The organism is Ekhidna sp. (assembly GCF_964218185.1).
Taxonomy (GTDB): Bacteria; Bacteroidota; Bacteroidia; order Cytophagales; family Cyclobacteriaceae; genus Ekhidna.
Genome location: NZ_CAXPLV010000001.1, coordinates 168,551 through 181,171 on the forward strand (window position 1 = coordinate 168,551; position 12,621 = coordinate 181,171).

10 protein-coding genes are annotated in these 12,621 nt (G+C 41.8%); 5 read left to right on the forward strand and 5 right to left on the reverse strand.

From position 1 onward, the window contains the following. Positions 1 to 293: 293 nt before the first annotated feature. From ACEQZT_RS00835 to ACEQZT_RS00845, 3 genes are read left to right on the forward strand one after another with little or no spacing between them, the layout of a single operon-like run. Complete coding sequence (locus ACEQZT_RS00835; protein WP_370086287.1) at positions 294 to 878, forward strand: DUF4389 domain-containing protein; 585 nt, start codon at positions 294 to 296, stop codon at positions 876 to 878. Beyond that, a complete protein-coding gene (locus ACEQZT_RS00840; RefSeq protein ID WP_370086289.1) occupies positions 875 to 1,360 on the forward strand; it encodes a DUF4870 domain-containing protein in 486 nt (161 codons plus the stop codon). The genes ACEQZT_RS00835 and ACEQZT_RS00840 overlap by 4 nt, the downstream gene beginning before the upstream one ends. Then, positions 1,357 to 2,142 carry a M48 family metallopeptidase gene (locus ACEQZT_RS00845; protein ID WP_370086291.1) on the forward strand — a complete coding sequence of 262 codons (786 nt, stop codon included), beginning with the start codon at positions 1,357 to 1,359 and terminating at the stop codon, positions 2,140 to 2,142. Before ACEQZT_RS00840 ends, ACEQZT_RS00845 begins: the two co-directional genes overlap by 4 nt. Here the strand turns inward: ACEQZT_RS00845 and ACEQZT_RS00850 are convergent, their stop codons facing one another. Then, positions 2,143 to 2,658 (reverse strand): hypothetical protein, encoded by a 516-nt coding sequence (locus ACEQZT_RS00850; protein ID WP_370086292.1) that lies wholly within the window; start codon positions 2,656 to 2,658, stop codon positions 2,143 to 2,145. Between the two features lie 160 nt (positions 2,659 to 2,818). On the opposite strand from ACEQZT_RS00850, the gene ACEQZT_RS00855 reads away from it, so the two are divergent. Then, a complete protein-coding gene (locus ACEQZT_RS00855; RefSeq protein WP_370086294.1) occupies positions 2,819 to 4,468 on the forward strand; it encodes an ATP-binding protein in 1,650 nt (549 codons plus the stop codon). Positions 4,469 to 4,900: 432 nt separating this feature from the next. Here the strand turns inward: ACEQZT_RS00855 and ACEQZT_RS00860 are convergent, their stop codons facing one another. Continuing rightward, positions 4,901 to 6,043 (reverse strand): hypothetical protein, encoded by a 1,143-nt coding sequence (locus ACEQZT_RS00860; RefSeq protein ID WP_370086296.1) that lies wholly within the window; start codon positions 6,041 to 6,043, stop codon positions 4,901 to 4,903. 210 nt (positions 6,044 to 6,253) lie between these two features. Next, a complete protein-coding gene (locus ACEQZT_RS00865) occupies positions 6,254 to 6,679 on the reverse strand; it encodes an HU family DNA-binding protein (RefSeq protein WP_370086298.1) in 426 nt (141 codons plus the stop codon). A gap of 299 nt (positions 6,680 to 6,978) precedes the next feature. On the opposite strand from ACEQZT_RS00865, the gene ACEQZT_RS00870 reads away from it, so the two are divergent. Then, complete coding sequence (locus tag ACEQZT_RS00870; RefSeq protein WP_370086300.1) at positions 6,979 to 7,392, forward strand: hypothetical protein; 414 nt, start codon at positions 6,979 to 6,981, stop codon at positions 7,390 to 7,392. Between the two features lie 7 nt (positions 7,393 to 7,399). Here ACEQZT_RS00870 and ACEQZT_RS00875 read toward each other — a convergent pair whose 3' ends face one another. Continuing rightward, positions 7,400 to 7,822, reverse strand: coding sequence for a hypothetical protein (locus tag ACEQZT_RS00875; RefSeq protein WP_370086302.1), 423 nt, complete (start codon positions 7,820 to 7,822; stop codon positions 7,400 to 7,402). Then, the gene (locus tag ACEQZT_RS00880; RefSeq protein ID WP_370086304.1) at positions 7,819 to 12,621 is read right to left on the reverse strand and encodes an RHS repeat-associated core domain-containing protein; all 4,803 of its coding nucleotides are present in this window, start codon (positions 12,619 to 12,621) and stop codon (positions 7,819 to 7,821) included. The genes ACEQZT_RS00875 and ACEQZT_RS00880 overlap by 4 nt, the downstream gene beginning before the upstream one ends.

A 12,621-nucleotide genomic window follows, 5' to 3' on the forward strand; every position in this document is an offset into this window, starting at 1 on the left:
CTCAAAGCATTTCGAAAGCCTTGGAATGATTCCAAGGCTTTTTGTTTTTAACTACATCGACTTAATCCCAACTAAAAAGAATTTAAGAATGTCTATAAAAAGGTTGTACTTAATGACACTTCGGCACTTTCTTTGCTGTAAGAAACATCTATCACAACTCATAATACATTAGGTTAAGCTATTAAGAGCTGATAGAAGTGAGCCCTGAAGCAATTCGGGGCTTTTTTCTTTTCAAGGGTTTCTAAATTTCTCCTGACTTTATAAATTACCTGAATAAACCTAACCAAACACTTATGAAATTAGACATCAAGTATCAGGAGCGATACTCTCGAGGAGAGCTTTTGCTTCGATCTATTTTTGGAGCTATCTACATCGCTCTTCCACACATTTTTCTATTGATTTTCGTATCCCTTTGGGGTTCCGTCCTTTCATTCATTTCCTTCTGGATTGTGCTTTTTACAGGCAAGTATCCTCAAAGCTTTTTCGAATTTCAGGAAGGACTTTACAGATGGAACTTGCGCGTAAATGCGAGGCTTAACAATCTATGTGATGGATATCCATCCTTTGGAATTAATGGAACTGATGAATTTACCACATTAGAAATTCCATACCCTGAGAGACTGAGCAGAGGTACTCTGCTTTTGAGATTCTTCTTTGGGTTTATTTACGTAATACTACCACATGGATTCATGCTCATCTTTAGATCAATCGCCTCTATGGTACTTCAATTTCTAGCATGGTGGGCGGTGCTTTTCACTGCAAACTATCCTCAAAGCTGGCATGAATTCAATGTTGGAACTATTCGGTGGAGCACCCGAGTTAATGTTTACATGTCATTTATGACTGATGAATACCCTCCATTTTCAGGAAAACCATGAGCGAAAAATATCATCCAATACCACAGCCAAATGAGCTGAGCGAGAGAGAAAAAGATGACGCTATGGGATCATACCTCATGATGTTTGCATCTGTAGCAGTAGGATTACCCCTACCAATCATCAACCTTCTCGCAGCAATCATTTACTATTTCACAAACAGATCGAAAGGTCTGTTTGTGCATTTTCATTCCCTTCAGTCTCTTATTAGCCAGCTTCCTACAACCATCATCAATGCCATCGGTGTATTCTGGGGCATACGCATATACTTTTTTGATTGGGAGCTGACTGACAACTTCAAAGGATATGTGATCATGGCACTCATCTTTAATCTTGCTTATTTCGTATTTAGCATCATTGGAGCTGTCAAAGCCAAAAAAGGAAGAATGTATTACTTCCTCTTTTTCGGAAGACTCTCTTACGAGACGGTCTTTAAGATCAAAGAAGTGAATGAACAAAAAAATCAAAATCTGCCCCCTCGATGAAAATTTGGCGTGAGCTACTCATCCTCATTTTAATTTTTGGACTTATCTGGCTTGCCTTCACCTGGCGTCCATTGAGTATGCCTGATGCTGACTTTCGCTTGAGTAAAGAGCGCGAGAAAGATCTGGCTGATCTGATCATGGAAGATCTGGAAGATGCTTATGAGTTTTATGATGATTCCATTACCAATAAGCTCATTACACCGATTACAACAAGGCTATTGGATTCGCTGAATCCCAAGAAGTATGAATATAAGTTTCATCTTATTGATAACAGTAGTGAAATCAATGCCTTTGCAACCATAGATGGACACATCTATATGTTCTCTGGTCTTTTAAAATTTGTGGATAATCCGGAGCAATTGGCAGGCATTCTTGCGCATGAAATTGGACATCATGAAAATGGTGATCTGGTGGACAGACTCATGAAAGAACTGGGGCTGAGTGTGTTAGTAGCCGTACTCACAGGTGGTGATGCGGTGATGATTTCGGAGATTTCAAAACTTCTTATATCCAGTGGATTTGATAGAAAACAAGAACGCGAAGCTGATGAGTTTGCTTACAAATTAATGGTGAAGGCTCAACTTAATCCTGCGCGATTAGCCCACTTTTTCACCAAGCTTAAAGCTGAAGAAAAGACCTACCCCGATGATTTGGAGATAATCATGACACACCCAAATTCAAAGAATAGAATCGAGGGTGCCCTTTCCTATGATTTACCTGATGGTTTCGAGGAAAAAAAGTTCGAACTCAACTGGAAAGAACTGGTGGAAGAGAATCTTTAATTACTTAAAAATACACTCGGCGTTTTCCTTCGAAATCTGAACCACAGCGGCTGGTATTTCCTGATCGCTAAATGAGTTTTTCATATCCTTGATCCGAATGAAAACGATCCCTGACTCTGCTATCGCCATCATGTTTTCTTCCGTCATCTGATAGGTGACTTCATAGCGAGTAATCTTTGTTCCAAAATCAGTGATGATCTGAGGCGATGCACTTTCAATTGCACTCATTCTGATTACCTCTCCATTGCCGGCCCGCATGATCAACTCGCTATCCTTTGGAATTGAATTTTCAAGCTCTCCATAGTCTCCGACCTCAACGCCAAACTTATAGTCACTTCCATTTCGGATGTAGAAAAAATAATAATAAGGTGTCGGGCCTGTCAGTCTTGTCTTTACCGTACGAATGATATCATCCGTAAGTGGATCTTTATCATTGATCACATACTTGCAAATTTGAGCATTCGAGGCAAATGCCAGTAGCAGGAAAGCGATGGATGCTAGTGATTTAAATTTCATACTTGAATGCGTAGCGATGATAAAACTACAACAATTCAAAAATGGTTTTCAAGTACTATATCATAAAAACCATAAATTTTAGAGCATTGGTGCGTTATTAGGTAATTTTTGATGAGCCTGAATATCATTAATTTACAAATCAATCTACATTAATACTTTAATGTTAAAAATATTTCTAGATCGAAAAATTTACCTGCTTCTACTCTTTGCTTTTTCGGGAGGTTTTATCACGCACTATTTCAATAGGCAACTACAAGAATATGAATACAAAAAGAGGGAAAATGATCTTGAAAATGCCCATAAGGTTGTTGTTAACACATTCACAGAATCGCTAAATCGATTCGCATACCTCATGACTGGTATGAGATCACATCTCCGTAGCGTCGAACCATTTCCATCACAGGAGGATTTGCGGCTTTTTCTATCTTATCAGACAGACGAATTGAAAATTAGAGATTCACTTATAGTTTCCTTTTTAAATACTGATCATGAATTTGTATACAGCTTCACAAAAAATCGAATTGACCCTGGAAACTTAATTGGTACATCAGTAAGGTCATTTCGAAATGGTGTTGAAATTGGACGACTGAATAACCTACTTCAAAACGATCATATGAAACTTTTTCCACCTTTAAACCTGGTAGAAGGGTGGGTAGGTATACCGCTTAATTTCCCTGTGTTTAAGGAGGGTAAACCAATAGGGTATATAGCATCTATATTAAACTTCAGAAATATTATAGAACCTATTTATAACCTTGAGTATTCAACAGATTTTGTCTTTCGCTTCTCTGATGCAAACGGAGTTTTCTTTGACAGAGAGCAGGTACATGATGGCACAACTGTATATCACGATCGAGTAGATGATAAGTATTTTAAAAACTACGATGTTGATCCAACTACATTTGTTTCTTCTGAAATTACAGTCTTTGATCAGACTTTTAAAATTGGGACCGCATACGTCTCCAACCAATCACCAAATCCATATCTACGATGGATAATTCTTTTCATTTACACTTTAATATTTCTTTTCGCAGGAGTTGCCATTTATCGCTATATGCTATATCAGCAATTGAATGAAAAACTCAAGAATGTAAATCAGGTAATTAAGATGCAGAATGAAGCGTTACAAGAATCAAACGCTACCAAAAATCGACTGATGTCAATTATTGGCCATGATCTTAAAGGGCCAATTTCATCGATAATAAATCTGATAAACCTGGTGGAAGATTCAGCCATTTCCTTAAAAGACTCCAAAACCATACTTAAACAACTGAGCCCTGTAGCTAAGAACATTTTAAACCTATTGGAAAATCTACTGCAATGGGCAATGGTAAATAGCGATAAAACCCTATTCAAGCCTGAGTCTGTGTCCGTTGATCAAATAGTACAGGAGAATTTTGATCTTCTACACTCTGTCGCACAACAAAAAAACATAAAACTCGTCAAGAACATTCCTGACAACCTATCAGTTATCGTAGACATAAATATGTTTTCAACTATCGTAAGGAATTTACTATCAAATGCAATCAAATATAGTCCAAGAGATAGCCAGGTAAATATTACAGGAAGGCAAGAAAACAGCAATTTTATAATTGAAGTAAGTGACCAAGGTATTGGAATGAGTTCAAAAGAAATTCATGCTATAAACACTATGGAGTTGGAAATGTCAAAAAGAGGAACCGCAGGAGAAAAAGGAACGGGACTTGGTCTTACATTAAGTAAGGCTTTTATAGCCAAGCATAACGGGTCGCTCGAGATAAAAAGCGAAGAAGGAAAAGGAAGTACATTCAGAGTAATATTGCCTGCATGAAAAAACTCTGGCTAGCCTATATCAAACCTCTTATTAGAAGGATTATGATGCAAGTCAACACATTCGATGATCCCCATAGTGGGCGTGATCTAGCGCGCCGAACAAGCTCATTTATTGTTACATTCTCAGGTTTGTATATTGCTTGGCCAGAGTTGTGGTAAAGGTACAAAGCTGATTGATCATTTCAGAAAAAGGCATAATATTTCTAGTGGGTTTTCAAGGGTACAAGCCAATTTCCAGATGACCTAAAAAGTCAATCATTTAAAACGTCAAGTCATTTAAAGTAAAACGACAAGTCGTTTTGGAATAGCTAATATGTCATCCTGAGTGAAACGAAGATCTGCATTGATTTTCCCGCCCACATACTTCGACAGACTCAGCATGACAGACGCACTTTAAAGTATAGTATACAACAGGAATGAAAGAAATTCACTACCCCGGCTTCTTGCTAAACCTTACGCCCAATCTGAAAACCCAGGGACGTGTATTTAGGTCATTGTTTTGGTAGTTGAAATCATACATGATCATAGACATCATCTGTACAAATCCAATCTTGAACTCCCGACCTACTCCTAACAGGTAAGCTTTTTGCCACCCTTTGGACTCAAGCTGTTCGCCACCGAAGAGTGACCGATCGATCTGCCATTCCGATTCCCCCCAGGCGAAGAAACCTTTAGGAATATCATATCGGGTGAACAGACTATAGCCATGGCCATCTCCTGTGGTTAGGGACGTACTGTCCTCCGAGGTGAACTGCTCTCTAAGGGTCAAACCTACCCCTCCCAACCATTTCTTATTGATCCAGTAGCCTAGCTGAAGGTTGGTGCTTAAGATCAAAGGGTCTGTACTTTGTAAGCTGATGTTTCCACCAAAATAGATCCGCTTCTTGAAGGGCACATCCTCCAGCGAATTTCGCTTTTTCCCTTCCTCCGGATAGCGGGTGTCTGGTAGTTCGCTGTACTTTTTCTTCAGCTTCTGAATGTTTGCCTGTGCTTCCTGAAACTGCTCCGGGTCCACCTTCTTAAACAGCTCGCGTGCTGCATCCGGCTTAACCAGGTTGGGATTGGGCTTTGATGGCTTCTGCAGTGGGTCTATACCTTCTGCTGGGTTACTCAGTTGAGCGAGTGGATCCTCAGCATTGCCGAGCTCATCCGGCATAAATTTCCTGGCTTCTTCATTCAGGATTGCCGTAGCTTCTGCTAACGCGATGCTGTCCGCTTGATCTGCACTCAGCTCTGGCTCTATCTCAAGCGGGTTCAATATCAGCTCCCTATACTCTGGAGGAAAACCTGCCTCATCCAGCACCACTCCGGAGAGTGCCAAGGAGTCCTCTTTGGTAAAGTCTTGCAAATACATAGAATCACGCTGAACAGAGTCCAACTTTAGCTGCTCAAACCTCTCTTTGTATAGCTTCTGAGCTTCCGCCTGTTCCTTTAGTCTTTCTGCTGATGCTTTGGACTGCTTTGCCCGATTGATGGCTGCCGCATGTTTGCCCGTTGGGGTTGCTTCTACCTTGACCTGGGCTGAAATACCTGAATAGATACTGAGTAGCAGAAAAATGAAAATTAAACGCACACACAAAGATCAATAAAAGGAGGAATTATCCCCATAAAATAAGTAATGAAAGCGCAATATCTTAGTCTTCCATAGTCCACTAACCCGCAGTTCCTAGTATAAAGTGATTGCATAAGCTCAATGAGTCGAAGGATTTATACTAAAACAAAACCCCATTCAATCATTTTGAACAGGGTTACGAATCAAAGCCTAACGCTTTACACCTTTCCATTATGCAGCAATATCTCCTTCAACATCCTCCACCTCTCTACCATTGCTAACCTTTTCAAACTTCAGGTTTCTGGCAACTTTTTTAAGTCGCTTACCTGGACGAAATCGAATAGACGCCTTGCGTATATTGCCAGACTTGAAGTCTTCGGCATTTTCAGTACCCTCGCTCGATAGCTTAAGGTACAGGGTTCCCAGGTCACTTAACCTAACCTGCCGACCATGCACGAGCTGAAGCTCGATCACATCAACGAGGGTGGCAAGCGTGCCCACTACCGAACCGTAGTTCAGGTTAGAAACTCTACTGATCAATTGGGCCAGCTCCTCGAACGTGATATCATCCCCATTGATGATGCTGGCATAATACTTCTTGGGTTGCGTCAAATCCCTTGGATTCAAGCGCTCCACTAGCTTGTAGTTTACAGACATAACTTTAAAATTTAAAATGTGAAAAATTGATTGATAAATCCGGGAGGAGCGCTCTTGAGGATTTACTTAATTCAAAGAACGCGCGCTAGCTAGAGTACAATCCTTTTTGGTTATTAAATTTATACTTCTCAGACATGCATTAAATATAGCCTGACTTGCTAATCTGACAAAAGCACTCGTTGTTGCTTTAATTGCACGCGTTGCAAACGCGCGCTAGCTAGGGTGGGTTTGGGTTGTTGTGGAAGGATTGTTATAGTTACTTTTATGTTATAAATCGTAAAAGCTAAAAAAGCATTCGCATGAGATCATCATTTCTATTGATTTTACTAATAATCTTCACTAATTGTTCTTCTACGAGAGAAGAACAAAGCAACCCAATAATTGATGAGTTTTTCAACTCATTTAATCATCAAAATAGCGATAAAGCTATTGACTATCTATTCTCAACTAATGAATGGATAAAGAAAGATGATCCTCACGTTCTTAAGCTCAAAGAAGATATTGCAAAAACTATCAATGCTTTAGGAGATTATTATGGGTATGAACAAGTAAGCACAGAAACGATGGGGAATAATTTGACTCAATATGAGTTCCTTTTGAAATTTGATGTTCAACCTTTGCGATTCACAATAACACTATACAAGCCATTCACTGAATGGCAAGTACAAAATTTTCATTACGATTATAACTTCATCGAAGAGCTAAAAAAGTAATAACAAATCAAGCTGTGGAGCCAACCTGATTTGTTATTTTATCTATCAAGTATTTTCTCTTGAAAAGTGATTTCAAAAAATCAGTATGATTAGCGAGGAAAAAATAAGAATCATCTTTAAGGGTAATCTTATATACAAGGGGAACTAAGTAAGGTTGAACGCTTAAGAAGTCAGACTTTTCATAAACTTTCTTCTTAAAAATCTTTGCCACAACAATGGTATCTCCCTCTAATCTAACTTGAACAAAATTCCTGTAAATAAGATAAACTGAAAAGAAGAAAAGAGTTCCAATCAAGCAAATTATCAATACATATGTTTGAGGATTTCTCCAATAGAAAAAAATTGTTAATGTCGGCCAAAAAATCATAAGAAAAACACAAATACTTGTTGTGATATGTGTTAACTCACCACCTAGTATTTTTTTACTCATTCTTCCTCCTTCTTATGAGACACCTTATAACCCACCTCAAAATTAAACTCACCCCTTCCAACCAATCCAAATGCACCACTGGCTCCAAAACCTACACTCATAGTGTTAGTTTCAGTTGCTGGAGCTTCATCAGTAGCAGCAACCTTCTCGTTTTCTCCAGTTATCGTCATACCAACTAATAGACCAACACTAATACTGCCTTCTTTTCTTTCTCCTACAACAACTCCATTTGAATCAGTGGACACTTCTTCTTCCGCTCCTGCCGCTACTATATATCCTCCTTCAGCACCAGTTGTTTCAACCAGTGGACCATCATAGTTAGGTTTTGAAAGTGGTCCAACAGCTTCACCATCTAAACCATCTTTGTCATAATTAAAGGACAATTTTAACATCTCTGCACTTTCATAATCAGCTTTTGCCCCATAACCCTTTACTTCATATGCTCCTGTTCCACCTGATGTAGCCTTCACCTCCCCCGTGGCATAAAAACTTCCTTCTAATTGACTAGCATAACTCATCACTGTATTCCTAACTCCTTCAGCCGCATTCAAAACTGTTTCTTTTACTTTATTAGCAACATAACTTCTAGCTCTACTTGCCAAGCCAGAAACAATACCTCCAGTACTTGGCATCATGCCATCAGGATCAATAAACCTGATCGGATTATCAAAGGCATAGTTGTAAGGTGAGTGTCTCCTCATCAAATCAGCAGCAGGGTCTACGTTGATAAACCTTCCAATAGCTGGATCATAATACCTCGCTTGATAATCATACAGATTCAAATTCAAGTCTTTCATATATTCAAAGCTGTTGTACTTAAAGTTATTAGGAGTAGAAGCCACCCTCACACTTTCATTAAACGTCAGCCCAAAGGGATAGTAATCCTGTGTGCTCACCACATTCGTCTTGCCGTGGTAGACGGTGAAGTCATCGAAGAAGACATAGTCAGGTGAGTTACTTTCATTGCTGAGGTAAGCAATCAGAAAGCCTTCCTTCTCTATTATTATATCCGTAAGCTCCAGACGCTCACGGCTCAGGTGCGCCGCAGAGGTGACCTGAGTGAAGCCGGCCACCCCCAGGTAGTTCATCTCTTTATCAAACAGCAGGTAGTTGAGGTACGCACCGGGCACATTATCATCGTTGCTGGCTCCTACCCCCAGCGCAGCAATGGCAGCCCCTACTCCATTGTCTATGGCATCTGCAGCAACTCCCTCCAGCGCACCGGCAGACTTGAACGATGTACCCAGTGCATCGATCAATGCGGCCTCATCCACCGGTGAGGAATAGCCACTTCCACCTTCATAGTAGGCATCTACTCCCAGGTCTACCGTGTCTCCTTTGTTTACCGTAAGCACGGCAAAGGGACCTGATGGTGTCAGATTGTTTAGTCGTGACCCATAGCCTCCCGTAGGGTGCGGGGCTCTGTACGCTTCCACATTTCCAAAGTCATCACTTTCTTCCGCCAGGTTGTCCGTTTCAAAGGTGGCCGCTCGGGTATAGTTCTCTGGGGCTGTACTGAACGTCACACGTACGTTACCCAGGTGGTCTTTGAGGTGGTATTGATAATCATACTTTTCAATCGTAGTTCCATCGAGCGCATACTTGGGTACAATACGTCCTTCCTCATGCTGGATCAGCTGAAGTTTTCTTGGTTCCTCTCCCTCCGTTTCATAAATAAATTGCCCTACATAATCAGTGGTCTTTTCCAGGGTTCCATCCTTGTATACTTTCTGTTGAAGTTTGATGCCCGCTGCATCGTAGAGGTACTCTATTCTATTGTCCTCCCCCGAACCCCCTCCGGAGGGGGACATCACTACTTTTGCTGGTAAGTTGAGGTGGTTGTATTCAATCAGGGAGATTCCTTTGTTCAGATCCTGAGTTAGATTCCCATTGTCATCATAATCGTAATCATCACCCGTTTTATTTCCATCATCAAAACCTGCTGCCCCTCGGCTGTCCGTTACGCCCATCAGTTGGTTTCCTGTAGCTCCATCGTGATAGTCGTAGGTGAGCTCATCAATGATATCTGCATTCATGGACTCATTATACCCCTGACGGGTCAGGCTATCAATGTTTCCGTTCAAATCGTACCCAATGTTTGGTACGGAGAAGTGTCCTTTGCTTTTGACATAGCCACTGGCATTTCTAGCAGCATATTGGGCTTTTTTAAGGCGGTTGAGTCCATCATAGCCATAGGTAAACACTTGCTCTTCCTCATCATTGACTCCCCTCCATCGCATGGCAGAGATATTACCATTGTAAAGGGGCGTATGTACCTGGCTTTCGTCTCCATTAAAGGTCTGCTCTGTCGTACTTGAAACAGCAGAAGTTCCTGCTGACCTTTCTGCACCAAGCATGGCTTGTACCCGATAATAATAGGAGGTGCCTGTAGACAACCCTGTGTCTAAATATTCTGATTCGGTACTACTGGCAACATATACCTCTGTGTAGCTGCCCGAAGGACTGTCAGACCGACTTATGCTAAATCCGGTTTCATTTCCGTTTCCATTCCAGCTAATGAGAATGGATTCATTTGAAATGGCTTCAGTGGTTACGTTCGTTGGCTCTGCGACAGTGATGGTATGAGTAGCAGCCTCACTCCAGCAGCCATTAGAACCTTTGCTTCTTAGGTAGTATGTCCCAGCCTCTGTTGCGACATAAGTTTCCGGGTGTTCCTCACCTATACCCTCACCTGACACTTGCCAGAACCATTCTTCACCTGCCGGTGGTGTTCCCGAGGTGAGAATCGCTCCATCTAAGGTGTATTGTACATCTTCTATGATTGGAAGCTGTGGAAGGTCATTGACCGTTATCATAGCACTAGTAGCTGGCCCCCAGCACCCCGAATCCGTTTTTGATCGCAGATAGTACGTTCCGGTAGATGATACTTCCAAGTTGATCGCAGCATTACTTTCGTCTTCTCCATTTTCTGTAGTTTGCCAAAACCAACTCTCCCCCGCCGGTGGAGTACCCCGGGTCAGCGTTTTAGGACCACAAGTATTCGTAGATGTGGCTGATATTGCCGGCATGGATGGTTCAGCAATGGTCACAGAGACTACATTGGAATAGACCGTCTCCCCACAGGATGAAACCGATCTTCTGAAGTCCGTATTTATGGATATGCTTCCTGGAGTGTAGAAAGCAGAATCCGTATTTGGGATGACTACCCAGCTTCCCATCTCTTCCCGGCTTTCCCAATGATAGGTATATGTACCATCTCCTCCTGCTGCCGCCGTTGAGCTAGTAAGTGTATTAGGCACTCCCGCTTCACACAACACTTGAGATCCGCTGACTGTACCTGCTGTCAAAGATGGGTGGGAATTGATGGTGATCACATTGGAATATACAGTCTCTCCGCATGATTGCACCATCCTTCGATAATCGGTGGTTTGAGCCAGCACCGGAGGATCGTATGTCAACCCCGTCGCACCGGACAGGTTGGACCAGCTTCCCCCTTCTGGTTTTTGCTGCCATTGGTATGTATAGGAATTATCGCCACCGGAGGCTGAGGATGAACTACCTATTACGGATGGATCCTCTCCAGCACAAACCGTTTGCGCATTGGTAATGGTACCTGCATTAAGGCTAGCACGTACCGTCACGGTTACAATATTTGAATGCTTCGTTTCACCGCATGAATAAATCTGCCTTCTGAACTCTGTGGTGGATGCTAAGGGTGGCGGATCATAAGTTGCACCACTAGCACCGGAAATTGATGTCCAGGTACCACCTGGAGAACGCTGATGCCAGGCATACCCTCCATCTTCTGGGAAATTGCCTCCCGATGCAGAGGTAACATTGGTAAGAGCCGAGGGATCTTGATTCGCGCATACTGTCTGCGCATTGCCAATACTACCAGGATCTAATGCTGGTCGAACAGTCACCGTTATCCTATTAGAATACTTGGTTTCACCACATGATTGCACCCTTCTTCGGTACTCCTTTGTGGATGTAAGAGCAGTTGGATTGTATGTACTACTTGTCCCTCCACTAATGTTGCTCCAGCTCCCTCCTGGGGAACGCTGTTGCCATTGGTAGCTATAAGAGCCATTTCCCCCTGATGGGGATGATGAATTGCTAAGTGTTCCCGGATCTTCGTTATAACACACCGTCTGTGTCCCTCCGATTACACCTGCTCCCAATGCAGGTCGAACAGTAACTTGGATAACGTTGGAATATTTAGTTTCACCATTTGACTGCACCATTCGCCTATAGTCAGTTGTGGTAGTAAGAGAGGGAGGATTGTACATCGTTAGGTTTTCTCCTGAGATATTTTGCCACATTGATCCAATTGACTTTTTCTGCCATTGATAGCTATAGGAGCCATTGCCTCCCGTAGCTGAGGATGTATTTGTGATTGCATCAGGATTCCCATTGTAACACACAGTTTGTGCGTTACCAATGGCACCCGGATTTAGAGGTTCATTGATCGTTACAGACTTCCATGCCAGGTACGTCTGGCCGTCTACTATTGCCTGTACACTTACACTTCCAGTTCCTCCCTGCGTCCATCTCACCCGTACACTTGTTTTGGTTTGGCTTACGCTTGTTCCTTTATTAACATTGTAAGTACTACTGGAATGATATCCTCCGCTTACATTTACATAATAGTAATCGTAATCTCCTACGTTTACGGTACTCGGCCCTGTCAAGGAAATTGAAACGTTTCCACCACTACCACCACAATCATCTCCTTCAAAGGCGCACGGCTCTTGCAGTACAGGTCTCTGGGAATAAGCAAGAGATTGAATAAAGAAAAAGGCAAGAAACCCAATTGATACTTTTTTTGAAAAATGCAT

Bases quoted from the DNA above. Each gene is read 5' to 3' on its own strand.
- ACEQZT_RS00845 (WP_370086291.1), top strand. From the start codon at position 1,357: ATGAAAATTTGGCGTGAGCTACTCATCCTCATTTTAATTTTTGGACTT.
- ACEQZT_RS00875 (WP_370086302.1), bottom strand. From the start codon at position 7,822: ATGAGTAAAAAAATACTAGGTGGTGAGTTAACACATATCACAACAAGT.
- ACEQZT_RS00870 (WP_370086300.1), top strand. From the start codon at position 6,979: ATGAGATCATCATTTCTATTGATTTTACTAATAATCTTCACTAATTGT.
- ACEQZT_RS00835 (WP_370086287.1), top strand. From the start codon at position 294: ATGAAATTAGACATCAAGTATCAGGAGCGATACTCTCGAGGAGAGCTT.
- ACEQZT_RS00880 (WP_370086304.1), bottom strand. From the start codon at position 12,621: ATGCATTTTTCAAAAAAAGTATCAATTGGGTTTCTTGCCTTTTTCTTT.
- ACEQZT_RS00855 (WP_370086294.1), top strand. From the start codon at position 2,819: ATGTTAAAAATATTTCTAGATCGAAAAATTTACCTGCTTCTACTCTTT.
- ACEQZT_RS00865 (WP_370086298.1), bottom strand. From the start codon at position 6,679: ATGTCTGTAAACTACAAGCTAGTGGAGCGCTTGAATCCAAGGGATTTG.
- ACEQZT_RS00840 (WP_370086289.1), top strand. From the start codon at position 875: ATGAGCGAAAAATATCATCCAATACCACAGCCAAATGAGCTGAGCGAG.
- ACEQZT_RS00850 (WP_370086292.1), bottom strand. From the start codon at position 2,658: ATGAAATTTAAATCACTAGCATCCATCGCTTTCCTGCTACTGGCATTT.